Here is a 24,422-nt window from a genome sequence, read left to right on the forward strand (position 1 = left end):
CGCGCCTTTGCAGCCCTGCGCTGCCTCCTGTAGATTTTTTCCAAAGGTGCCCGCCATGCCTTGGCTGCAAGTACGTCTGGCCATCAGCCCGGAACAAGCCGAAACCTACGAAGACGCGTTTCTTGAAGTCGGTGCCGTATCGGTAACCTTCATGGACGCCGAAGACCAGCCGATCTTCGAGCCGGAACTCAATACCACGCCACTGTGGTCCCACACACACCTGCTGGCCCTGTTCGAAGGTGGCACCGAGGCGGCCAGCGTGCTGGCGCATCTGGAACTGCTGACCGGCAACCCGTTGCCCGAGCATCACAGCGAAGTGATCGAAGATCAGGATTGGGAACGCAGCTGGATGGACAACTTCCAGCCGATGCGCTTCGGTCAGCGCCTGTGGATCGTGCCGAGCTGGCATGCCGCGCCGCAGCCGGATGCGGTGAACCTACTGCTGGATCCGGGCCTGGCATTCGGCACTGGCACGCACCCGACCACCGCGCTGTGTCTGGAATGGCTCGACGGCCAGGACCTCAAAGACTGCAACGTGCTCGACTTCGGCTGCGGCTCGGGGATCCTCGCCATTGCGGCGCTGCTGCTGGGCGCCAGGGAAGCGGTCGGCACCGACATCGACGTCCAGGCCCTGGAAGCATCCCGCGACAACGCCGGGCGAAACAACATTGCCGAAGAGCTGTTCCCGCTTTACCTGCCGCAAGACCTGCCGCAGGTCCAGGCCGACGTGCTGGTGGCCAACATCCTGGCCGGTCCGCTGGTGTCCCTGGCGCCGCAACTGTCGAGCCTGGTCAAGCCAGGCGGACGCCTGGCGCTGTCGGGTATCCTGGCCGAACAGGGCGACGAAGTCGCCGCCGCTTATGCCGCTGACTTCGACCTTGACCCGATCGCCAATCGCGATGGCTGGGTGCGCATCACCGGACGTCGGCGCTAGAATGGTCGCCTGTATCAACCGGATTGCCGCATGACTGACAGCTTCGTCACCCAGTGCCCGCATTGCCACACCAGTTTTCGCGTCAGCCATACTCAATTGAGCGTGGCCCGCGGGGTGGTTCGCTGCGGCTCGTGCCTGCAAGTATTCAATGCCGCACGGCAATTGCTGGAACAGCATGCTGCCAAGGAAACCGTCACGCCACTGGCGCCGCCGATCAAGACGCCCGCCGCCGAATCCCCGCCCCGAGCGATCAGCCAGAAGCAATGGACTGCCGCCGAGCTGGACCTTGATGACCTGGACAAGGAACTGGCTCGCCTGGAACGGCGTGACAATAGGGCACCGGATACTTTCGGCCGGCGCCGTGAAGACAATCTGAACGCACAGCGTGACCACCTCCCGAGCGAGCAGGCCCCCTGGTCCGACAGCCTGTACAGTGAATCCGCCACCGAGCGCGACGAAACGGCCCTACAGATCCCGGTCGAACCGTTTGCGCCCCATGAACCGGCCCGGCCGCCGCGCACCGAACCGTCCTTGTCCCTGGCGCTGGAACCGCTGGAACCGGACGACGAGCCGCTCACCCCGCTACGCCTGGAGCCGGACGACGAGCCCCACGAACACCTGGAAAGTTTGTCTGCCAGCGACGATCACGACGAAGCACCGCTGCAATCGGTGCCGACGCGCAAGGCCCGCGAGCGCCATGAACCCGGAATACGCGCCGAGGCCCTTCAGGACCTGGATGACGACCCGCTGCAACTGGACTGGCGCAAACGCCGCTCGCCCTGGGGCCGGCGGCTGCTGTGGGGCCTGTTGATACTGTTTGCCGCCGCAGCCCTGGCCGGCCAGTACATCGCCTACCACTTCGAAGAACTGGCCCGTCAGGACCAGTATCGCCCCTGGTTCCTGCAGATTTGCCCGACCATCGGCTGCGACGTGCCATCCAAGGTCGACATCGCCAAAATCAAAAGCAGTAACCTGGTGGTGCGCAGCCATCCGGAGTTCAGCGGCGCCCTGGTGGTAGATGCAATCATCTACAACCGTGCGCCGTTCTCCCAGCCTTTCCCGCTGCTGGAGCTGCGTTTCGCCGACCTCAATGGGCATCTGATCGCCAGTCGCCGTTTCAAGCCCGGTGAATATCTGGGTGGCGATGTCGAGGGCCTGGGGGAAATGCCACCGCAGACCCCCATTCATATCGCCCTGGACATCCTCGACCCGGGACCCAAAGCGGTGAACTACAGCCTGAGCTTTCATTCACCAGAGTGATGCACACCAGGGCCGGACGATTGGCGGCAGCTTTCTGACTCAGCGCACCCGAACCAAACCGCTGGCGATAACAAAATAGCTGTTCAGATTTTATCCAATTCGACCTTTATCCAGTCATCGAGAGCGGGTATCATGCCAACCCTTTTTCGAAGTCTCATGATCCGGCCCCACTTCAGGGAAGTCCTATGTCGGCGGTACGCATCGGCCCATATACATTACAGAACGGCCTGGTTCTCGCCCCTATGGCGGGCGTCACCGACCAGCCCTTTCGTCAGCTGTGCAAGCAACTGGGCGCCGGCCTTGTAGTTTCGGAAATGGTTACCAGCGACATGAGTTTGTGGAACACCCGCAAATCGCGTCTGCGCATGATCCACGAAGGCGATCCCGAGCCCCGCTCGGTGCAGATCGCCGGTGGCGACGCCCAGATGCTGGCGCAGGCGGCCCGGGCCAATGTCGAACTGGGCGCACAGATCATCGATATCAACATGGGCTGTCCGGCGAAGAAGGTCTGCAACAAAGCCGCCGGATCGGCGCTGTTGAAGGATGAAGCGCTGGTCACCGAGATCCTGCAGGCGGTCGTCGCCGCAGTCGATGTGCCGGTGACCCTGAAGATCCGCACCGGTTGGGACCGGGAGAACAAGAACGGCCTGACGGTGGCGAAGATCGCCGAGCAGGCAGGCATTACGGCGCTGGCAGTCCACGGCCGCACCCGTGCCGACCTGTACACCGGCGAGGCCGAGTACGACACCATCGCCGCGATCAAGCAGGCGGTGTCGATTCCGGTCTTTGCCAACGGCGATGTCGACTCGCCCGAAAAGGCCCGGTACGTGCTGGACGCGACGGGGGCCGACGGGTTGTTGATCGGCCGGGCTGCCCAGGGGCGGCCATGGATTTTTCGTGAGATCGAACACTTCCTGCGCACCGGCGAAAAGCTCGCTGCGCCGCAACTGTCCGAGGTGGAACGTATTCTGCTAGAGCATCTGGCCGCGCTGCATGGTTTCTACGGAGAAGTCATGGGCGTACGCATCGCTCGCAAGCATGTGGGCTGGTATCTCGCAACCCTGCCGGGCGCCAGGGAGTTTCGCGCCCGTTTCAATCGTTTGGATGGTACGCAAGCACAATGCGCCGACGTTCAGGCGTTCTTCGCTGAGCGTTACAAGAGCCTGACAGGGGACGAAGGGGTGGCCGCATGACGATGATGACCGAGACTTTAGTGAGTGGAATAACACCCGTGAGCGACAACGTAAATTTGAAACAGCACCTCAATACGCCCAGCGAAGAAGGTCAGACCCTTCGCGGGAGTGTCGAGAAGGCGCTGCACAATTATTTCGCCCACCTTGAGGGCGCTGCCGTCACGGATGTGTACAACCTGGTGCTTTCGGAAGTCGAGGCACCTCTGCTCGAAAGCGTGATGAACTACGTCAAGGGCAACCAGACCAAGGCCAGTGAGCTGCTGGGCCTGAACCGCGGCACCCTGCGCAAGAAACTCAAGCAGTACGATCTGCTGTAAGCATTCAATCAAACCAGAAAGGCGCCCGCGTAAAAACCGGTCGCCTTTTTTGCTGACTTCCCTTGCTTTTGATGGAAATTGAAATGACCGACCAGACCACCCGCCTGCCGATCCGCCGCGCCTTGATCAGCGTCTCCGACAAGACCGGGATCCTCGAATTCGCCCGCGAACTGCAACAGCTGGGCGTCGAGATTCTCTCCACCGGTGGGACCTTCAAGCTGCTGCAGGACAACGGCGTCGCCGCAGTGGAAGTCGCGGACTACACCGGTTTTGCGGAAATGATGGACGGTCGGGTCAAGACCCTGCACCCGAAGATCCATGGCGGGATCCTGGGTCGTCGCGGCATCGACGACGCCATCATGAACGAGCACGGCATCAAGCCGATCGACCTGGTGGCCGTCAACCTCTACCCGTTCGAAGCCACCATCAACAAGCCAGGCTGCGACTTGCCGACCGCCATCGAAAACATCGATATCGGCGGCCCGACCATGGTCCGCTCGGCGGCCAAGAACCACAAAGACGTGGCCATCGTGGTCAACGCCAGCGACTACGCCAGCGTACTGGATAACCTCAAGGCCGGTGGCCTGACCTACGCCCAGCGCTTCGACCTGATGCTCAAGGCCTTCGAACACACCGCCGCCTACGACGGCATGATCGCCAACTACATGGGCACCGTGAACCAGGCGGCCGAAACCCTGGGCACGGAAGGTCGCAGCGAATTCCCGCGCACCTTCAACAGCCAGTTCATCAAGGCCCAGGAAATGCGCTACGGCGAGAACCCGCACCAGAGCGCGGCGTTCTACGTGGAAGCCAAGCCGGCCGAAGTCGGTATCGCCACCGCCACCCAGTTGCAAGGCAAGGAACTGTCGTTCAACAACGTGGCCGACACCGATGCGGCGCTGGAATGCGTCAAGAGCTTCGTCAAGCCGGCCTGCGTGATCGTCAAGCACGCCAACCCGTGCGGTGTGGCCGTTAGCCCCGATGCCGAGGGCGGCATCCGCCAGGCCTACGAACTGGCCTACGCCACCGACACTGAATCGGCATTCGGCGGCATCATCGCCTTCAACCGTGAACTGGACGCAGAAACCGCCAAGGCCATCGTCGAGCGTCAGTTCGTCGAAGTGATCATCGCCCCTTCGGTCAGCGAAGAAGCCCGCGCCATCGTCGCCGCCAAGGCCAACGTGCGCCTGCTGGCCTGCGGTCAATGGTCGGCCGACCGTGCACCGGCCTGGGACTACAAGCGTGTCAACGGCGGCCTGCTGGTACAAAGTCGCGACATCGGCATGATCGGCAGCGAAGATTTGAAAGTGGTGACCAAGCGCGCCCCAAGCGAGCAGGAAATCAACGATTTGATCTTCGCCTGGAAAGTCGCCAAGTACGTCAAGTCCAACGCCATCGTCTACGCCAAGAACCGCCAGACCATCGGCGTCGGCGCCGGCCAGATGAGCCGCGTGAACTCGGCTCGCATCGCCGCGATCAAGGCTGAACACGCCGGTTTGCAGGTACAGGGCGCGGTCATGGCCTCCGATGCGTTCTTCCCGTTCCGCGACGGCATCGACAACGCGGCCAAGGTCGGCATCACCGCGGTGATCCAGCCGGGTGGTTCGATGCGTGACAGCGAAGTGATTGCCGCCGCCGATGAGGCAGGGATTGCGATGGTGTTCACGGGAATGCGTCATTTCAGGCACTGAATGGCGGCAGCTAAAAGCCTCAAGCTGCAAGCGGCAAGAAAAGAGCAGATAGATGTCGTTCTTTTTACCGGTGCAGCCTTACTAATTCAAAGCCAAAAGCTGCAAACAAGAGCTACGCGTATTCGCTCTTACTTGCAGCTTGTAGCTTGCAGCTTCTCCGAAGGAGTCTTTCTTTGAACATTTTGATCATTGGCAGCGGTGGCCGTGAACACGCCCTGGCCTGGAAAGTGGCTCAGGATCCGCGTGTGCAGAAGGTGTTCGTGGCACCGGGCAATGCCGGTACCGCCATCGAAGCCAAGTGCGAAAACGTCGCCATCGACGTGCTGGCCCTGGAACAACTGGCCGACTTCGCCGAGAAGAACGTCTCGCTGACCATCGTCGGCCCGGAAGTGCCGCTGGTCGCCGGTGTGGTCGATCTGTTCCGCACCCGTGGCCTGGACTGCTTCGGGCCAACATCCGGCGCCGCGCAACTGGAAGGCTCGAAAGCGTTCACCAAGGATTTCCTGGCACGTCACAAGATTCCGACCGCCGACTACCAGAACTTTACCGAGATCGATCCGGCCCTGGCTTACCTGCGCGAAAAAGGCGCACCGATCGTGATCAAGGCCGACGGTCTGGCCGCCGGTAAAGGCGTGATCGTAGCCATGACCCTGGCCGAAGCCGAAGACGCCGTGCGCGACATGTTGGCCGGCAATGCCTTCGGGGATGCCGGTTCCCGGGTGGTGATCGAAGAGTTCCTCGACGGCGAAGAAGCCAGCTTCATCGTCATGGTCGATGGCAGGAACGTCCTGCCAATGGCCACCAGCCAGGACCACAAACGTGTTGGCGATGGCGACAGCGGCCCGAACACCGGCGGCATGGGTGCCTACTCCCCGGCCCCGGTGGTCACCGCCCAGGTCCATCAGCGGGTCATGGACCAGGTCATCTGGCCGACCGTGCGCGGCATGGCCGATGAAGGCAACGTCTACACCGGCTTCCTGTATGCAGGCCTGATGATCGACAAGGCTGGTAACCCAAAAGTCATCGAATTCAACTGCCGTTTCGGCGATCCTGAGACCCAGCCGGTGATGCTGCGCCTGCAATCAAGCCTGGTGCTGCTGGTCGAAGCGGCCCTGGCCCAGGCACTGGACAAGGTCGAAGCCCAATGGGATCCGCGTCCAAGCGTCGGCGTGGTACTGGCAGCCGGGGGTTATCCGGGCGACTACGCTAAAGGCAATGCGATACAAGGCCTGGATGCAGCAGCCGGGCTGGAAGGCAAGGTTTTCCATGCGGGGACCGCGCTGAAGGATGGCCAGGTGGTCACCGCCGGAGGTCGTGTGCTTTGCGCCACTGCCATGGGGTCCAGCGTCGACGCGGCTCAGCAGCAGGCCTACAAGCTTGCCGCCGAGATCGATTGGGAAGGCTGTTTTTACCGCAAGGACATTGGCTACCGGGCCATTGCCCGTGAGCGTGGCGAAAATCTGGAATAACCCGGCCATTCAGACCGGCAAGCGCCCATGGCTCTTGCCTGTCTGCTCCGGCGCCGCGCATAGTTATAATCTGGCATCAACCTACGAAGGGATTTCGCCGTGCGCTGGCTCAGGATTGCCATAGGTTTAACCGTTACCCTGCTGACGCTGCTCTGCACGCTCCCGGCCCAGGCCGCGCCAGGCAGTGGCTGGGCGGTATTGTTCGACGAACAGGGTGACCTGAAGCTGAGCGACATCCGTTCTGCCCGCTACACCAACCAATTCAGCCCCATCGACCTGGACGGCCTAAAGGCCGCCGAGCCGGGCGGGGCATTGTGGCTGCGGTTCCGGCTGGCCCCCGACCCGCACGAACAAATACTGCGCATCTTTGCGCCAGACCTGTCTCGCCTGAACCTCTATGTGCTGGACGGCGATGCCCTGGTAGACCAACAAGTCGGTGGCGATGCCCTGCCACGTATCGAACAACCGGTACCCAGCAGCGATTACCTGCTGGCCCTGCCTCGCAGCGACAAACAGCTGGACGTCTACCTGCGACTGGCGTCCCGGCACGAACTGCGGCCCTATGTCACTCTGGAACCGGCGATACAGGCCGCAGCCAATCAGAACCAGACGCTGATCTATGGGTTGCTGTTCGGCTGCATCGCGATGCTGATCCTGCACAACCTCACCCGCTACGCCTATACCCGTTCACGCAGTTGCCTGTGGCTGGCGGCCTGTGAAGGGCTGTTGATGCTGAGCCTGGTGCTGCTGTTGAACCTGGCTGGAGCCTGGCTGCCCGACTGGCCGGCGATTCAGACGCCGGGGGCCTACTTGGCCCTGCTGCTGACGGCGCCCTGCGGCCTGATGTTCGCCTACCGTTTCTTCGCGCCCCTGGGCCCACACCCGTTGAACCGGCTGCTGCTGGGGGACATCGTGTTCATCACGCTCTGCAGCCTGCTGCTGTTGTTCGTGAACACACTGCCGCTCAATATCATGACCTATGCCCTGGTGGCCCTGGCCGGCCTGAGCATGCTGTTCGTCAGCGCCTGGCATTGGCAAAAGGGCTACAGCCCGGCACGGCTGTTTGTCGCCGCCATGGTGGTCTTCAACCTGGGTACGCTGATCATCCTTCCAGCCCTGCAAGGCCTCACGCAAGTCGCCCCCCAGGGCCTGATCATCACACTGCTGGGATTCATCTGCGTCAGCGGACTGCTGATGAGTGTCGCCCTGGGCGAGCGCCAGCGCTCAATCAACGAGAGCCGTTTCAGCATCAGCCGCGACCTGGCGGCGAGCAACGCCGAGATCAATGCCAAGGCCGAGTTCCTGGCCAAGATCAGTCACGAGATCCGTACGCCAATGAACGGCGTACTGGGCATGACCGAACTGCTGCTGGGCACACCGCTGTCGGTCAAGCAGCGCGATTACGTGCAGACGATCCACAGCGCCGGCAATGAACTGCTGACTCTGATCAACGAGATCCTCGACATTTCCCGGCTGGAGTCCGGGCAGATCGAACTGGACGACGTGCAATTCGACCTCAATGCGCTGATCGAGGACTGCCTGAGCATCTTCCGCGCCAAGGCCGAACAGCAGAATGTCGAACTGATCAGTTTTATCCAGCCCCAGGTGCCGCGAGTAATCAGCGGTGACCCGACACGGTTGCGCCAGGCGTTGCTGAGCCTGCTGGAAAACGCCCTGAAAAAAACCGACGAGGGCGAAGTGTTGATCGTCGTGGCGCTGGACGAGCGCAGCAATCAGCCGCGCCTGCGCATCGCGGTGCAGGACAGTGGAACACCCATGGACGCCGAAGAGCGCGACACGCTGATGCACGCCGAACTGCATAGCAAGAACTTCCTCTCGGCCACCCGCCTGGGCGGTAATCTGGGCCTGGTTATCGCCCGTCAACTGATCATGCTGATGCACGGGGAGTTCGGTATCAAAAGCGGCAGCAACCAGGGCAGCACCTTGTGGCTCACCTTGCCGCTGGACCCGGATCGCCTCGAACATCCGACCTCCGACCTCGACGGTCCGCTGCAAGGTGCGCGGGTGTTGATCGTCGACGACAATGACACCTGCCGCAAAGTGCTGGTGCAGCAGTGCAGCGCCTGGGGCCTGAACGTCAGCGCGGTACCATCGGGCAAGGAAGCCCTGGCGCTGCTGCGCACCAAGGCTCACCTTCGGGACTACTTCGACGTGGTGCTGCTGGACCAGAACATGCCCGGCATGACCGGCATGCAACTGGCGGCCAAGATCAAGGAAGACCCGAGCCTGAACCACGACATCCTGTTGATAATGCTCACCGGCATCAGCAACGCGCCGAGCAAGATCGTGGCGCGCAACAGCGGAGTCAAGCGCATCCTCGCCAAACCGGTGGCCGGTTATACCCTCAAGACTACCCTGGCGGACGAACTGAACCAGCGCAACAAAGGCCTGGCGCCGAACATCCCGCTGAGCGCCGGCCCTGTCGTCCCGGTAAAAGTGCCCAGTGACTTCCGCATCCTGGTGGCCGAAGACAACAGCATTTCCACCAAGGTCATCCGCGGCATGCTCGGCAAGCTCAACCTGCAACCCGACACCGCCAGCAACGGCGAGGAAGCCCTCAAGGCCATGAAGGAGCAACGCTACGACCTGGTCTTGATGGACTGCGAAATGCCAATCCTCGACGGCTTTTCCGCCACTCAGCAACTGCGCGCCTGGGAAATGGGTAACCAGCGGACCCGCACGCCGGTGGTGGCGCTCACGGCGCACATCCTGGCCGAGCACAAAGAGCGCGCCCGTCAGGCCGGGATGGACGGCCACATGGCCAAACCGGTGGAGCTGTCGCAACTGCGCGAGCTGATCGAACACTGGGTGGCCCAGCGCGACCAGCAGAATCGTACCGCGCAGACGTCCTGAGCCGACAGACACCAAAACGCCTGATAGACTCCCGACGTCCTTCTCTGTCTTGAGCCTCGACCATGCTTCATGTGTTGTTCAGCGTTTACCTGAAGATGCTGGTGCTCTACAGCCCCTTCTTCGTGCTGTCGTGTTTTATCAGCCTGACTCGCGGCTATTCGCGCAAGGAACAACGGCGCCTGGCCTGGAAAGTCGCGATCGCGACGCTGGTGTCCAGCGTATTGCTGTACTTGTTCGGACGGGTGATTTTCAGCGTGTTCGGCATCACCGTGGATGCGTTCCGAATCGGCGCCGGCAGCGTGCTGTTCATTTCGGCGCTGGGCATGGCGCAAGGCAAGTCAGCCGTACAGACAGATAATGTTCAGCAGGACGTGACCATCGTCCCGCTGACCATTCCGTTGACTGTCGGCCCCGGCACCATTGGCGCCTTGCTGGTGATGGGTGTGAGCCAGCCGCACTGGGACGACAAACTCATGGCCATCATCAGCATCGCCCTGGCCAGCTTCACCGTCGGCGTGGTGCTTTACCTGTCCAGCCGCATCGAGCGGATTCTGGGTGACCAGGGCTTACAGATCGTCAGCCGCCTGATGGGGCTGTTTGTCTGTGCCCTGGCGGCGCAGATCATTTTTACCGGGGTGCGGGGCTACCTGGTGCCGTAGCGATGGCGATGCCTGAACATTCAGGCGCGCTTGCGACGGCTGAATCGTTGTTTCAGTACCTCTTTGCGATGCTCGCCCAGGTACTCTTCGATGTCCTGCCTGAACTCCTCATAGCGAACCGGATTGAAGGTCACGAACGACTTACCGCGGAAGATCTCTCGCGCTGAAGCTTGCCAATTCACGAAAAGAACCCCGCCGTTATTCGAAGAGCCGGACTGTTTTATCGAGGCGCAGGACGCGATCAGAAGACCGTTGGACAACTGCTCGCACGGGATGACGGACAAGCGCGCGCCATCGGCCGACTTGGCCTGAGTGTCGAACAGATCGAGGGTTCCCTTGTCCTGCTTCAAGCCATCAATCGTAGTGTTTACGACAGTCCCGAGCACTGCCGCCGCCGGAATGCTGGCTTTCGCGCCATCAATGATCCCTTTGACGATATCGCTGATGACGTTGTCCATATCCACCCGCAGCGAACTTTCGGAATAGCGCGAGTAACCGTCATCGGCCACAAAACACCCGAGGTCTTGCAGACAGCGGATGAACGCGTCATACCACGCGTGGGTATTCTTGCCGCCGGGAACTTCAAAGTTGGCCTCCATGATTGCCATGGTCATCAGGTTTTCCATGATCGCCATATTATTGAGCGACATGTTATTGCCATAGCCTACGAGCGCATCACCCAGCATGAGCGCATCCATTGCCTTGGTCGGGCTGTCCTGCAACTGCACGATAGACCTGCGTACACGCCGGCTGGCAGACGCCAATGCCTTACGTCGATTGACACGCGCGCCAATCAATTCAACACTTTGTGCCACGCTGATTTCACTTTCAAACTGTTCCATATCACTTCCTTGGTTAACTATATGACCGCTCCTGCGGACAGGTAACAATCTAGATGACTCAGCAAAAAACCAACAACCCAAAACTGAATACAATATATGTAGCCCACCCAAAACTTGCAGCACAACCCTCACAACTAAAACATCCAGACTTTAATTAACCACCCCCACATACTTGAAGACTCCGACCGTTGTTGTATTCATAAAGCACAACATACCAACTCTGACGGAGAGCGTTTTTTATGAATCAATTAACCGGACTGGTCACAGGCCCCACTCTGCTTTCTTACATCGAAGCACCGTCTGCGCAAGACCACAACGACATCGCCGACTGCAACAACATTGCCACCCGATCGGCCGACCTCGGCCATCATCGCTATGCGGACCCCAAGGGCTGGTTTGAAGAGTATGTCCGCACGTTGAATTTCCTCGGTTGGTCGCTGTATGGCGACGCCATCCATACACGCACGCAACATATCGTCTCGGGCTCCGTGGCGGACTTCCTGGTGGAGAGCGCGCAGGCCATGCGGGACTCAGGGCAGGCGAATGCGATGATCGATACGCTGGACACGTTGAAGACCCACAACCCGGCCATGCTGTCCCTTGATAAAGAAACACGCGAAGGCGAGACATTTCAAATCATTCCCACCCGATACGACTCACAAGGCAATCTCAATATCGCCCTGTATAAACTCGAAATGAGCGTTGACATAAGAAGACGCAGCTTTCTGTTCTGGGACTGGGAAAAGCGCTCCGCCAGAATCATCCAGCGTAAAGCGTTCCTGAAACTGAACAGAAGCGCGCTGGACAGCAAAAGAGTGCTCATCAAAAAGAAACTGGATGAACACCTCATGCGGCGCTTTGCCTTGCGCAAGGGGTTCGTCTCCTGAGTCATTAGTGGCGACATAAAAAAGGGTTGTCGATGAATATCACCGACAACCCTTTCTTCACTCAACGCTGCTCACGATCATCACACCAGATTACTTTCCTCAACAGTAGACCCCTCCAACAGTTCTTTCAGCGTACTACCGGCCTGGGCGTTTGGCAGAACACTCAATCGCTCTACCAGTGTCGAGACGGCATAATGTCGATTCCCGCCGAAGCTGAGCAACGCGTCTCCACGGAAGTTGACATCCGTGGCATACACTTCACGAAAAATCACGCTATGTCCGCTGTCAGGATCAATGATCACCAGGTGCTCATCGACCTTGCTCAGCAATAACGGGTCAGGGTCATGCAGCTCCCAGATCAACTTACCGGGAATTATCGCCGCGCCGCCCAACGAGTGCCGGCAGTCGAGGATGACCGACTTGACCCGCAACCAGGCAGCCTTTGACAACCGGTAACTCACGGCGCCCTGGCCCATGCGCAGGACCAGGGTCGTGACATCGTCCGGCATCAGCGGCAGAAGATCATCGATCTTCATTTCGTGGCCCTCGACGGCCAGTACCTCGCCTTCACGCTGGACATAACTGAGTGGCCCCACATGTCCCATCGCCGGAAAGGCCAGCAGCTTTCCGTTCTGGTTTTCATGAAGCAATACGTTGGTCTGCCGCTGGGTTCCCAATAACTCGAAGGATTCCGGAATGGCGGTCCTGGGTACCCGAATTACACGCCCGGTCTCGGCGACGAACCACTTCAGGCTACCGGGCTCCTCCACCGACAGCAGCGCGCTACGCAACGACTGGGCCGCCAATTGCTCAAGCCCCTCCTGCTCCCGGTCACCTTGGGCGACCACCCAATCACGAGTGACGCCGGTGATCAATGGCGGTTCATGATCACGTAGTGTGACCACCACGCCTTCGAAGGTGACGCCACGCAGCCCTGGCCCGTCGACCGTCAGCTCAGCGAACTGCCAGGGCGCCCACTCACGCTGCGCGACGGGTAACGCGTCAATCTTCAGCAATTGCAAGCCCTGGCCAAAAGCAGTCTCCAGTTTCTGCGGATCAATAAACGCCTGGCGATAGACCTCACCACTCGATACATCGAATAACCAGGCGGCCTCACCATCCGGGGTTACCCCCAGCAGACGCACTTCCTTTGCGTGCCCGCCCTCAGCCAGCAACAGCCTGTTGCCGACATACCAGGCACACAACTTCACCTCACCACTGAAGTTCGTCAAACCGATAAGGGCAAAGCTTTCGCTCGCGTACTGCCGGGCCAGTGGCTCCAGGGCAGACCACCAATGCACCCGGTCCTTGAACCATGCTTCGCTCAAGCCGCCCAGCTCCAGGTTGCCCTGGCTCGTCAGGTTGAAAAACAGGCCATCGGAGGTCAGCGCCAGGTAGCCACCATCCACCGCGATGATATTTTCCAGGTTCCGGGGTCGCCGCCACTTAACGGACCACTCGCCTTTGCCCGCCACTTGGGTGCGCTGCTTACGGCAAAGTTCTTGTGTGAGCCTGTTGTAGATGACGAACGTATCGCTATCGTCCGCCGGTGAGAGCAGCGTCAGGTCGGTCATGTTCTTGATCGAGTCGGGCCAGCCACGGTAATGATTACGCGCCGGTGAGGGACGGACGATCAAGCGATCGCTGCGACGAATCCAGGCCATGTCCCGCACCGCTGGCTCGCATTGCCAACAGATCGAAACGAACGGCGCCGGTTGCCAATTGACGGTGACAAAGGTGTCGCTTTCGTCAGTAGACGCCGTAAAGGGATAACCACTGCCCAATACGTTCGACCAGTCAGGCAAGAACTCACGCGCACTCAAGACCGACTCCAACGCCGGGGCCAGGTCGCGGGTGACCGAACTGAGCAGCACTTGCCCATCATGGATCACATAGACCAGAACATCGCGGCTCTGATTAGCACAGGTGACTTCCTGGACCACATGAATCACCCCCTGCGCGTCCGCCTCGACGCGCTTGATGACGCTCTCATCTCTTGAGGCCCACAGCCAGTAACGATGGGTCAGCAGGCCGGTCACCGCGTCAACCTGCCAGACAATGACATTCTGCGGATCGTAGAAATACGCGTGGCTGCCGGACACCGCTCCCAGCAGCGCCTGATCGGCACCCGGCAGGTCATTACGGATGTACAGGAAACGGTCCGCCTTCGCGTCGTACCAGGCCGGGGTGTACCGGGGTTCGTCGGGGTCCTCGAACGGAATCAAATAGTGGTGAACAGGCGTATACGGCATCACCAGGCGGTGCTGTTGAGCCAGGGTCTTGAGGTGTCCCTGCAACACCTGTCGATCCATGCCCGCTGGCATATCCTGTTCGACAAGGGTCAGTTGGCGCTTACCTAAGTCAACCTGGAACACTTGATTGTCGGTGACCCGGAGCAGAACTTCATGGGAACCCGGCCCAAGGAACCTCACCTGAACGCCACCGACGAACAATTTCCCCTCATCCTCGAACCGGATATCGCCTTCGTTGGCCCAATGAGCGTTCAGCACCCAAGCCGATTTCTCCGAACGCCTCGACTGGAGGCTCAGGTTCACGCCGGGATTGAGCTCCAATGCGCATCGTTTGCCAGCGCCCCGAACCTGATAGGTGATTTTTCCGTGCCAGGCCTGCGCAAGCACGGGCACCACCAGTGAGCGATCAACGGCATCAAGCAACACTCTGATCACCGTTGGCCGATAGTCCGGGGCAAACAGGCGATGGAGGATGTAGTCACTCGGAAACGAATAGAAGGAAAACAGAAACAGCCAGCCGCCATCCGCTTTCCTTTTCTCCAGACGCCGTGCCGTGTCGAACCCCGTGTCATGGTGCAGACTGGCGAATGGCAGCGCCTTGTACTCATAGCGGTAACAGGTTTGCGGTGTGCACGGCAGTATGATGGCCTGGCCAGCGGGCAACGTGATGCTGACTCGATCCGGCAGGTCCAGCTCTCGACGAATATCAATCGCCCGAGGGTAATCATCATCGAACGTCGGCACCCCGAAATGATCGCGCAGCGGATACAGTTTGGGGCTGTCCAGCACCAGCTCGCCGCGGCTCAGATCCAGTGTCTGGACGATCAGCGACGGGCGCGGCAGCCATGTACCGCCGCCGGCGTCGAGCCGATAGGGCTGAAGGTGAGCCTTGGCCACTTCATCAAAAAACAGCCCGACTTGCCTGGCCTCTTCGGCAATGTTCGCGAACCCCTGGGCCAAGGCCGCCACCCCCACCGCCAGACCGCCCAGCATCACAGCAGCGCCACCCAGCAGCGCCCCGGCGGTGGTGGCGCCGGCGACGTAGGCGCCCGTCGCCAACACCAGACTGGCCGAGTCGAACGCCAGTTGGGTGCCGAACTGGGCGCGTTCAACTTCGTTTTGTGCAGTCGATAACTGGTAGATGTCGAACCCGACATTCGCCAACTGCAGCAATCCCCCGGTCGCCTCGCTCACACTGGTCCCCACCGAGGCCTTGACCACAGGCGCGACGGTACGGGCAATCAGTTTTTCTTCTGCCAGCGCTTGCCGGACCAGACCGACCAACCCGGCAATGTCGACCACGTTGCCATGCACCAATTGCGCGTAATTGACATAGGCATGCAGCCGGACCGCCAGGGTGAGGGATCGATCAGCCCCCTCCCGCCCTCTCAACCCGTTCATCAGCGCCTGTATGGCGAAACCGGCGTTAAGGGTATGGACGCTCCCCACCTCGGTGGGATCGCTCGAAACCGAGGGTCTATTGGCCAAGGCCGAAAAACGCTCCGAGAGATAGTTTTTTATCCGCAAGAGTCGATGGTCGTCCGTGTTGATCCGCACCAGTTGCTCAGGATTGGCGGGATCCACCAGGCTCATCCGATACCCCCCGTCCGGCATGACCTCCAGGGTGTCGAACAACGGCACAAGAGGGGGCGCCAACTGATTCACCTGCTGCAGATGCAGGGTCACGTCACTGATCTGCTGCGCCCACCAATGACCGTCCAGTGCCAGCAGGCAACTGCCGAGTCGAGGATTGTTCTGGAGTGACTGCCCTCGGGCACTGGCCACCCGTTGCCTGACAGGTACTCTCGACTGTCCGGGCAAGGCGCCGGGCCGCAGCAGTTGCGAGACCTTTATGGCACCGGGCAATGACCGTTCCAACACCCCCGCGCCGTCCAATTCGATCAGGTCGAAGGTCGGATGCGTCGCATCGCCATAGGCGGCGTAATAGCGGGCCATGTCCTGCTCGAGGAAGAACTGCTCCAGCGCTTGTTTGAACTGTGTCGAATCCTCGAATTCGAACACGCCAAAATTCGGATCGTAGAAATGATATGTACTGCGTTCGCCCTCAAGGGTCTTGGCCACCAGCATGGCGTGATTGTCCGAGTTGAGCATCAGCGTGGCGGTCGTTGTCCTGGCTTGCAGAACGTCCACGACCTCCTTCAGGTTCGAACGCGCCAGCGCACGGCCGACTTCACTGAGCTGCACGTCGCGCAACGACTCCACGCTGCTCAGGAAAGTCAGCGAATCGCTTGCCTCAGGCTCAATGACCCCAAGGAAGAATCGTTCGCGCAGGGTATTGACCGCGGCCAAGCCCTCCGACAAGGCCGCCGCCATCGTCAGGGCCAGTGGATAGCAACGTCCGCCGACCCGGTCACCCTCGCCCTGAAGCAACAAATCCTGCGGTACGAGCTTGATCGTGCCGTCTTCAAAACCGTCCAGGACCACACCGACGCGCTCAATAATCCGGACCCGGTGTTCCAGTTTCGCGGCCTGCTGGATCCGGGCAACCTGCTGACCCCACTGGCGTAGCGTCAGCGGCTGTTCCAGGGCGATTTTCTTCAATCCCAGCGCGGTCTCGTCACGCCCCGGCGGAGAATCGGCCGCGCTGGCAAGCCCGGCCAGAAATGCCGGTGCCTGCTGCTGGTACAACGCGCGCTCGATCGCCGCGTAGCTGCCGGCGGTACCCGGTTTGCTGAAGTTGTTGATCAGGTTATCCAACTGTGGGCGAACCGTGTCGAAACTGCGATTATCCAGCGCCTTTGCCCCGGTCAAGGCGCCCAGCAGCAGACGTTGCAAGGGGCTCAGTTGAACGACATCAAAATGACCGTCGGCGAGTCGGTTCAAGAGTTCAGCGATAGACCACTGCTGCGCCTGCGGATCGCTCAACGATGCAGGCGGCAACACCGTAGCGCTTTGGGCGCGGATCGACTGACGCTCATCAAAGCCCAGGGGGATGGCCTTGTCGAAGGTCACCACACCGTTATGGCTGCGATTCATCGCCTGCATGAAGGGCGCACCCAACTCATCGGCCAGATGCTGCAACAGCTCGGTGGACAACACGTGACGCCCCTCGATCAGCGGCCAGCCTTCGTCAAACCGCAGGGTGCGGTATACCAGCAACTCGGCCAGCTCACCGGCATACCGGGCCTTGAACCGACCTTCTTGCCAGCGCTTTTTCTCGTTCTTGAGCCATTGCCCAAGGTCACTCTCGCTCTCTTTCCAAGAGTGATCCTGCTCTTCCTCGGTGGCCAGGTTGGCAGTGTTGAAGGCCGGAATGGCAGCCGCCGCTTGCCACTTTTCAGCGGTGCCAGGTGTGAAATGCGCCCGCTGGTAAGCCTTCATCCCCTCGCGCATGCCGCCGGGGCCGGTCAGATAGATCGTCACTTCACTCTGGGGGCGAATGCCATCGCTGTAGTAGGTGGCGGCAGCCTCCACCAGAAAAGCCGCGGCCATCTCCACTTCCGGCGCCAGTTCATGAAAAGCACCGAAAACCTTCGTAGCGGCCTGCCGCGCAAGCTCGATCATGGCTTTGACATCGGTCAGGGCAACGTTTTGCTCATCGGCCAGGCGCGCGGTGGCGTCGACGATTTCATAGTTGAGCCGGTACCGCTCGAGCACGGCCTGGAGCATCGCGGACTCAGGGTGAGCCATCAGGAACGCGTTACTCAAGGAATTCCGTGCCACAACGGCTCGCAGTTCGTCCGGGCGCGCCAGACGCTCCACCGGCGTGCGGAAAACGCGCTCCAATCCGGGTCGGCTATCAGCAAAACGTTCGAGTGCCCCGCGATGCTCCGGCGGGATCATCTCGGAATAATCCGTGTATCGGCCACGCAACGCTTGCCGGCCGGGCATCCACTCAGGGTTTCGATCAAGCATCAACTGCAGCACACCCAGGCGCGCATCCGTCTTGAATGCCCGGATGTCCACCCCGCCCAATTCTTCCAACAAGGGCGGCAGGTTATCGACATCGGCGTAACGGCCGCCTTCGGCGAACAAGGCTTCGATGCGCACCACATCGGAGGCCGCGGCAAAATTGCCGCGCAGGCTGACCTCGCGCGCGTAGATGTCCTTCAACTGCAGGGGCGTTTCACCGTTGGCCAGGTCGCGCAGGACCAGGTGATCTCCAGCCAGTGCCTGGAGGCTGAGCCGATTCGTGTCCCTCAGGGCCATCAGCCGAGCCTCATCCTGACCATAGGCCCGAACCAGCAAATCGATTCTCGCCTCATCGGCGCTGCCACCGTTTTTCACGGCCTTAGTGATGTGCGCATACATCTGCTGTTTCAGAACGATGGCACGTTCTTCATAAAGGTCGCCCAGTGCGAACCCATCGACACTGTCTTGCCCGCCATGGAGCATCGCATCGGCCTTGGCGGCCTCGACGATGATCCGATTGGTTTCATAAGCCAGCAACGCATCGCTGTCATGCCAGAGATAGAGACGATAACCCTCGGTGCCCATCACCTGCTTCCAGATATTGATGTAGTCACGCTGAATCGCCCCCACGCCGCCGCCAAGCCAGACGAAATGCAGGTTTTTCGGCACTTCGGTGGCGGGCAGTCGCAACTGCTCGAAGCTGTTGTGCAGGCGCGTTTCGAAGTTTTCTATTTTGTCGTGGATCAGCCCCAGGTTCGCAGCCCCGGCACCTTCGGGGCCCGACGGCAACTCCGGCGTACGACGTCGCCGGCCAACGCCCTGTAAAGCCCCCAACGCTTGCTTGAGCAAGCCCAGCGGCTCCAGCATTTGTGGAGAGTCCAGCAGGGCGATACAAGCGAAGTAATACCGAAGCACCGCATCATACTGATCGGTGCCCTTGTATGAAATTAATGCCTGTTCAAGATCTTTCAGCTTCAACAAGCCCATAAAATCGACGTAACTATTCGCCGATGAAAACTTAGTTTCATTCATTGACAACACATCCATTTATTGTAGATGAACAGCCGCCAGCACTCTGACCAGAGCGCTGGCAGACCATCAGATATTAAAGTTTTCTAAATACTTACGAGCACAGACTTCTTTCCAAGCGAAGTTAAAAACCCCCCTCCAAAACAAACCCTGCTCACGGTCAAAATGAAAAAGAAAAATAACCTACTTTTTCGCCACCCTACAACCAACTTTAAAAGCCAATAAATTTCCAAATAAAACCACACCCACTGTTACAGGCTGCGCACTTTTACTTGCTGTTTCAGTCATTAAAAGCAAACTTAATTAAATTAGTTGAACAGACTGTGCACAATGGCTACAGCCACCGCAAAGAGGGTCAGGTGACGGCGATCCGAACAGACCGCCGGGGTTCATCAGAGCGGTTTGCTGCCATACCAGCGCGGTGTGTACACCCACTCGCCACCTTCGGCGCGAGGGAATACGCAGGTCGTGGAAGAACCGATCAGCACCATGGTACGCATGTCCACCTGCTCCGGGGTCAGTTGCCCCAGGGTGGTGACACGCAGGGTCTGGCCCGGGCGACCGATGTCACGCCCCAGGACCACCGGTGTCTCAGGCGTCCGATGTTGCGCAACAATCTCCAGCGCCCGCCCCAACTGCCACGGCCGGGAACGGGAGATCGGGTTGTAAAAGGCCAGGGCAAGATCGGCTTCGGCCGCCAAGTCCAGGCGCTTCTCGATGATCGACCAGGGCTTGAGATTGTCCGACAACGACATCACGCAGAAGTCATGCCCCAACGGCGCACCGGCCTGGGCGGCCGTAGCGAGGGAGGCGGACACGCCGGGCAGGATCTCCAGGTCAACCTGGTGCCAGGCCGGGTCACTGGATTCATGCAACGCTTCGAGCACCGCCGCTGCCATGGCGAAGACACCCGGGTCGCCGGACGACACCACGATCACCGAACGACCTTGGGCAGCCAGTTCAAAGGCGTGACGAGCGCGCTGCATTTCTTCACGATTGTCGGTGCAGTGCAACACTTGATCGTCGCGAAACGGGCCGGCCATGCGCACGTAGGTTTCGTAACCGAGCACATCGGTGGCCCGCGCCAGTTCGGCTTTCACCGCCGGCACCATCAACTCGGCAGCGCCCGGCCCCAGGCCGATCACCGCCAGGCGTCCGCGCGGGCGACCGATTCGTGCCACCTCCAAAGGTTGCGCGGCGACGGCGATGGCCAGGTTGTCCGTTGTCCAAAGGAGGGTCGCCGCTGGCACCGAACTGCGGGCCAAGGTGGCGGCATCGCCTGTGGCCGCCACGAAGCGCAGCGCTACCCCGAGTTCCAGCGCGGCGTCGCGCAAAGCCGTGCTGGCCATCAGCGTATCCGCCGCCACCAGGCACGCCAGGCTCGGAATCGCCACTTTGGTTTGCTGCAAAGCGGCACGAACGGCGCCTGGCAAACCAGCCACCTCGGCGCTCACCACCACCGCGACACTGCGTGGATAAATCAGCAGTTCATGGGCACTCGCCTCACGCTCGGCATGGCCAACGTGGATCGTGCGTCGGGCTTGCGGGTCTTGCGGCAACTGCGCCTGATCCAGCCACGGTGCCGCGCCTTCGATGCGCACCGCCTCACCGGCCAACAGGTCGGAGACGAAGCGCTTGCCCTGCTCCAGGTCGCCGAGGCTGTAACCGCTGGGTGGATTGAGCAGGCAGGTGCCGAAACGCAATTCACCGCTGGTGGTGATCGCCGGCGCGACGTGCAACATTGCCGCGATGTCCCGGGCCATGTCATTCACACCGCCCAGGCCGCCCAGCAGCGGCACCACGGCGCTGCCGTCCTCGGCCACTGCCAGCACCGGTGGCTCGGCGCCTTTTTCCAGTAACAGCGGCGCCAGGGTACGGATGACAATGCCCGCCGCGCACAGGGCGATGATGGGTGTGTCCTGTTGGTAGAATTCGCGCAAACTCGCGCCGAACTCCAGATATTGCCGATCCCCCTCGACCCGCCCGGCCAGGCCGTGGATCAGGGCGCCGGGATAGTGCTGCTGGATCCGTCGGGCCGTCGCCAGGCTGCCCGGGCCGAGGATGACGATGGCCGGCGCCTTGGCGGCCATCATCCCTGCCACCGTTCGCCCGGCACGATGATCAACGAGAAGTACGGCGAGGACATCGGCTCGACTTCATCCAACGGCACGATTTTCTGGTTGGCCATGGTCGCTCGCTCGACGTATAGCGCTCGCCCGTCCATGCCCAGTTCCTGAAGCACCTGGCGAACCTTGGGGAAATTGCGTCCCAGCTTCATGATCACCGCCGCATCGGCATCGGCCAGGCGACGCTTGAGATCGTCGTGGGGCAAGACGCCGGAGAGCACCGACAGGCTCTGGTTGCGATAGACCAGCGGCGCACCCAGCACCGAGGCGCCACCGAGCATCGAGCACACGCCGGGAATGACCTGGGCCTCATAGCGCTCGGCCAGGCGATCGTGCAGGTACATGTAGGAGCCGTAGAAGAACGGATCGCCCTCGCAGATCACCGCGACGTCGCGACCGGCGTCCAGATGCACGGCCAACTGCTCGGCGGCGGTGTCGTAGAAGTCGGCGATGACCTGTTCATAGGACAGCGGTGCCGGCAGCACTTCGGTGGTCACCGGATAGACCAACGGCAACAAAGTCTGCGCCTCCTGCAAATGGGCCTCGATGATGCCGAAGGCGTTGCCCTTTTTACCCTTGGCGACGAAATACGCCACCACCGGCGATTCGCGCAGCAGGCGCAGGGCCTTGACCGTAATCAGTTCCGGGTCACCGGGGCCTACGCCGAGGCCGATCAGACGTCCAGGCTGCTGCATCATTCAACCTCCGTAGCGAGGGCGTTGACGGCCGCGGCGGCCATGGCGCTGCCGCCGAGCCGGCCTTGCATGATCACGAACGGCACACCACGGCTGTTGGCCGCCAGCATCGCCTTGGACTCGGCGGCCCCGACGAAGCCCACCGGAAAACCGAGGATCAGTGCCGGCTTCGGCGCGCCGGCATCGAGCATCTCCAACAGGTAGAACAGCGCGGTCGGCGCGTTGCCGATGACCACGACGCTGCCTTCCAGATGCGGACGCCAAAGCTCCAGGGCGGCGGCCGAACGGGTGTTGCCCAGTTCCAGGGCCAACGCCGGCACACTCTCGTCGCGCAAGGTACAGATCACCGGATTGTTCGCTGGTAAGCGAGCCCGGGTCACGCCCTCGCTGACCATCCGCGCATCGCACAGGATCGGCGCACCGGCGGCCAGCGCCTGGCGCCCGGCCGTGCCCGCGCCCTCGGAAAACTGCAGGCCATCGATGGCCTCGACCATGCCGCAGGCGTGAATCACCCGCACCGCGAGTTTCTCCAGATCGGCCGGTATGCGCGCCAGGTTGGCCTCAGCGCGAATGATCGCGAAGGAGTTGCGATAGATCTCCTGACCGTCGCGAATGTAATCAAGCATCAAGGGGGCTCCGGGGGCGAGCGTCGAGCCAGTGGCCGAGCGCTTCAATAGTTAGATCGTGCGCCTGCAACGCGCCGAAACCCGGCAGCGTCGCATCGCGAAAATACAGGTCGTAACGACCGGGGGCGACTGCCAGCAAGGTGGCGGGTGCGACATGGGCCGCCGCGCAAGAACGCGGGCAGCCCGACAGATGGATCTTCAGGGCACGGCCCTGGCGTTGCAGCAGCTCGGCCAACTGACAGGCATCGGCCTTGGTGTCGGCCAGGGCTTTGCCGCAACCACTGGAGCCGGTGCACGCAATGAGTTGCGCCAGAGGTTGATCGACCGAGCACAACAGCCCCAGTTCCTCGAGCCGCGCCAGCACATCGTGCGCATCCTCGCGGCGCACGTTGGGCAGCAGCAGGCTTTGCCAAGGGCTGAAACGCAGGCTGGCGTCACCCTTGTCCCGCGCCAATTGTGCCGCGCCTCGCAGCATGACCGCGTCGAGCCGGCCCAGCGGCGCCGCCGCGCCAACGTAGACCCGGTCGTCGTGCTGGGAATGGATGCCGATGTGCAATCCGTCGATGGACTCGCCCCGCCGCCAATCCGGACAGGGCTGCAACGGCACGCGGCGGGCCAACTGGACGAGCAATTCATCCCTCGGGATTTCGGCCAGCAAGTGACGCATGCGCGTCTGGTCGGGGCGGGCCAGGTCGAGAAACAACTCCAGCACCGCCACCACCAACCCATGTCCCAGGGCCGAGGGCACGGCGCCGTCCGGCTTATCCAGCGGGGCGCCGGCCAGCCCGAAGGCCAGCCACGGCTCACCGTTGCGAACCAGCGCCGAGAGCCACAGGTCGTGGTGATGTTCAAGCATCGCCAACCCTTCCCCGCCGTCCAGTTGCACGGCGAACTTGGCCGACAGCTCATGCAAGCGTTCATGGGTTTGCAGGGTGAGAAGAATCCGCTCGGCCAACGGGCGGGTATCGAGCAGCATCTGCCGGTCGATCCCGGCAGAGGGGCTGAGCATCAGGTTGCGCACGTCATCGCCAGCCGGTTTGCGGGGGCCAAGTCCGGCGTTCAGCAATGACTCGATCAGCGCGTCATGCTGGGGGCCAACTCCGCGGATTTGCAGGTTGGCGCGGTTGGTCGCCTCGATAACGCCACCGGCAAACCGCTCGGCCGCCAACGCCACGGCGTCGGCCTGATCCGCCTGGATGGAACCACCATCGAGTTTGATCCGGCAGATCCCACCGTCCAGCGCCTGGACGACACGCAGCAACCCCGGACAACCGGAGGGGCGTACGACGAGGGAGGATGGGCGTTCGTTCAAGGGAAGACCGGCAAATAAGAAACGCCACATTGGCGAAGGAGCGCCATTATGCCTGCTTTGCCGGGAGTCATGAAAAGCTTGCTGGTCGGAATGCTGACGGCGGACACCCAATTTCCGAACGCCCCCACTCCAAACTGTGGGAGCCGGCTTGCTCGCGAAAGCGGTCTGTCTGAACCGGCGATGCTGAATGGGCCGCCGTCATCGCGAGCAGGCTCGCTCCCACAGGGGATGTGTGTCGGGCACAAAAACCTGTGAACACCCCCAATCAAAACTGTGGGAGCAAGCCTGCTCGCGATAACGGTCTGGCGGAAAAGCTGATGCTGAATGTGCCGACGCCTTCGCGAGCAGGCTCGCTCCCACAGGGGAATTGCGGCGGACACACA

General features: G+C 61.1%; 15 protein-coding genes. 9 read left to right on the plus strand and 6 right to left on the minus strand.

From position 1 onward, the window contains the following. Positions 1 to 55 precede the first annotated feature (55 nt). The 8 genes from prmA (at position 56) to MA884_RS25795 (ending at position 10,397) form a co-directional block, all read left to right on the plus strand. Positions 56 to 934: a 50S ribosomal protein L11 methyltransferase gene (prmA, locus tag MA884_RS25760; protein ID WP_256233150.1), complete on the plus strand. Its 879-nt coding sequence runs from the start codon at positions 56 to 58 to the stop codon at positions 932 to 934. A gap of 30 nt (positions 935 to 964) precedes the next feature. Beyond that, positions 965 to 2,194 carry a DUF3426 domain-containing protein gene (locus MA884_RS25765; RefSeq protein WP_256233151.1) on the plus strand — a complete coding sequence of 410 codons (1,230 nt, stop codon included), beginning with the start codon at positions 965 to 967 and terminating at the stop codon, positions 2,192 to 2,194. Positions 2,195 to 2,379: 185 nt separating this feature from the next. Beyond that, positions 2,380 to 3,387, plus strand: a complete 1,008-nt coding sequence (gene dusB, locus MA884_RS25770) for a tRNA dihydrouridine synthase DusB (RefSeq protein ID WP_256233152.1) — start codon at positions 2,380 to 2,382, stop codon at positions 3,385 to 3,387. Next, positions 3,384 to 3,704 (plus strand): DNA-binding transcriptional regulator Fis, encoded by a 321-nt coding sequence (gene fis / locus MA884_RS25775; protein WP_025211617.1) that lies wholly within the window; start codon positions 3,384 to 3,386, stop codon positions 3,702 to 3,704. The genes dusB and fis overlap by 4 nt, the downstream gene beginning before the upstream one ends. 83 nt (positions 3,705 to 3,787) lie before the next feature. Next, a complete protein-coding gene (gene purH, locus MA884_RS25780; RefSeq protein WP_256233153.1) occupies positions 3,788 to 5,395 on the plus strand; it encodes a bifunctional phosphoribosylaminoimidazolecarboxamide formyltransferase/IMP cyclohydrolase in 1,608 nt (535 codons plus the stop codon). Positions 5,396 to 5,568: 173 nt separating this feature from the next. Beyond that, on the plus strand, positions 5,569 to 6,864 hold the full coding sequence (purD, locus tag MA884_RS25785) for a phosphoribosylamine--glycine ligase (protein WP_256233154.1): 1,296 nt from the start codon (positions 5,569 to 5,571) through the stop codon (positions 6,862 to 6,864). 99 nt (positions 6,865 to 6,963) lie between these two features. Beyond that, positions 6,964 to 9,738 (plus strand): hybrid sensor histidine kinase/response regulator, encoded by a 2,775-nt coding sequence (locus tag MA884_RS25790; RefSeq protein WP_256233155.1) that lies wholly within the window; start codon positions 6,964 to 6,966, stop codon positions 9,736 to 9,738. 62 nt (positions 9,739 to 9,800) lie between these two features. Next, the gene (locus tag MA884_RS25795; RefSeq protein ID WP_076382842.1) at positions 9,801 to 10,397 is read left to right on the plus strand and encodes a MarC family protein; all 597 of its coding nucleotides are present in this window, start codon (positions 9,801 to 9,803) and stop codon (positions 10,395 to 10,397) included. 20 nt (positions 10,398 to 10,417) lie between these two features. On the opposite strand, the gene MA884_RS25800 is transcribed toward MA884_RS25795, so the two are convergent. Next, on the minus strand, positions 10,418 to 11,239 hold the full coding sequence (locus MA884_RS25800) for a hypothetical protein (protein ID WP_256233156.1): 822 nt from the start codon (positions 11,237 to 11,239) through the stop codon (positions 10,418 to 10,420). Between the two features lie 239 nt (positions 11,240 to 11,478). Between MA884_RS25800 and MA884_RS25805 the strand changes: the two genes are divergently transcribed. Next, on the plus strand, positions 11,479 to 12,126 hold the full coding sequence (locus tag MA884_RS25805; RefSeq protein WP_256233157.1) for a hypothetical protein: 648 nt from the start codon (positions 11,479 to 11,481) through the stop codon (positions 12,124 to 12,126). An 80-nt stretch (positions 12,127 to 12,206) separates the two neighbouring features. On the opposite strand, the gene MA884_RS25810 is transcribed toward MA884_RS25805, so the two are convergent. The 5 genes from MA884_RS25810 to cobG all read right to left on the minus strand — a co-directional run bounded on the left by MA884_RS25810 (position 12,207) and on the right by cobG (position 24,069). Then, complete coding sequence (locus MA884_RS25810; protein ID WP_256233158.1) at positions 12,207 to 19,283, minus strand: TcdA/TcdB pore-forming domain-containing protein; 7,077 nt, start codon at positions 19,281 to 19,283, stop codon at positions 12,207 to 12,209. A 389-nt stretch (positions 19,284 to 19,672) separates the two neighbouring features. After that, complete coding sequence (cobJ, locus tag MA884_RS25815; RefSeq protein WP_256233160.1) at positions 19,673 to 21,370, minus strand: precorrin-3B C(17)-methyltransferase; 1,698 nt, start codon at positions 21,368 to 21,370, stop codon at positions 19,673 to 19,675. Beyond that, complete coding sequence (locus tag MA884_RS25820) at positions 21,370 to 22,101, minus strand: precorrin-2 C(20)-methyltransferase (protein ID WP_256233161.1); 732 nt, start codon at positions 22,099 to 22,101, stop codon at positions 21,370 to 21,372. The genes cobJ and MA884_RS25820 overlap by 1 nt, the downstream gene beginning before the upstream one ends. Next, on the minus strand, positions 22,101 to 22,727 hold the full coding sequence (locus tag MA884_RS25825) for a precorrin-8X methylmutase (RefSeq protein WP_186731096.1): 627 nt from the start codon (positions 22,725 to 22,727) through the stop codon (positions 22,101 to 22,103). Before MA884_RS25825 ends, MA884_RS25820 begins: the two co-directional genes overlap by 1 nt. Further along, positions 22,720 to 24,069 carry a precorrin-3B synthase gene (gene cobG, locus MA884_RS25830; RefSeq protein WP_256233159.1) on the minus strand — a complete coding sequence of 450 codons (1,350 nt, stop codon included), beginning with the start codon at positions 24,067 to 24,069 and terminating at the stop codon, positions 22,720 to 22,722. Before cobG ends, MA884_RS25825 begins: the two co-directional genes overlap by 8 nt. Positions 24,070 to 24,422: the final 353 nt, after the last annotated feature.

The sequence above is a fragment of the Pseudomonas sp. Q11 genome (genome assembly GCF_024494355.1).
In the GTDB taxonomy this organism is placed as follows: domain Bacteria; phylum Pseudomonadota; class Gammaproteobacteria; order Pseudomonadales; family Pseudomonadaceae; genus Aquipseudomonas; species Aquipseudomonas hefeiensis.

Excerpts from the sequence above, each read along its gene's own strand:
- fis (WP_025211617.1), top strand. The coding sequence starts at position 3,384 with ATGACGATGATGACCGAGACTTTAGTGAGTGGAATAACACCCGTGAGC.
- MA884_RS25825 (WP_186731096.1), bottom strand. The coding sequence starts at position 22,727 with ATGCTTGATTACATTCGCGACGGTCAGGAGATCTATCGCAACTCCTTC.
- purH (WP_256233153.1), top strand. The coding sequence starts at position 3,788 with ATGACCGACCAGACCACCCGCCTGCCGATCCGCCGCGCCTTGATCAGC.
- dusB (WP_256233152.1), top strand. The coding sequence starts at position 2,380 with ATGTCGGCGGTACGCATCGGCCCATATACATTACAGAACGGCCTGGTT.
- cobJ (WP_256233160.1), bottom strand. The coding sequence starts at position 21,370 with ATGGCCGCCAAGGCGCCGGCCATCGTCATCCTCGGCCCGGGCAGCCTG.
- MA884_RS25765 (WP_256233151.1), top strand. The coding sequence starts at position 965 with ATGACTGACAGCTTCGTCACCCAGTGCCCGCATTGCCACACCAGTTTT.
- MA884_RS25805 (WP_256233157.1), top strand. The coding sequence starts at position 11,479 with ATGAATCAATTAACCGGACTGGTCACAGGCCCCACTCTGCTTTCTTAC.
- MA884_RS25795 (WP_076382842.1), top strand. The coding sequence starts at position 9,801 with ATGCTTCATGTGTTGTTCAGCGTTTACCTGAAGATGCTGGTGCTCTAC.
- prmA (WP_256233150.1), top strand. The coding sequence starts at position 56 with ATGCCTTGGCTGCAAGTACGTCTGGCCATCAGCCCGGAACAAGCCGAA.
- MA884_RS25810 (WP_256233158.1), bottom strand. The coding sequence starts at position 19,283 with ATGAATGAAACTAAGTTTTCATCGGCGAATAGTTACGTCGATTTTATG.
- MA884_RS25800 (WP_256233156.1), bottom strand. The coding sequence starts at position 11,239 with ATGGAACAGTTTGAAAGTGAAATCAGCGTGGCACAAAGTGTTGAATTG.
- cobG (WP_256233159.1), bottom strand. The coding sequence starts at position 24,069 with ATGTGGCGTTTCTTATTTGCCGGTCTTCCCTTGAACGAACGCCCATCC.
- MA884_RS25820 (WP_256233161.1), bottom strand. The coding sequence starts at position 22,101 with ATGCAGCAGCCTGGACGTCTGATCGGCCTCGGCGTAGGCCCCGGTGAC.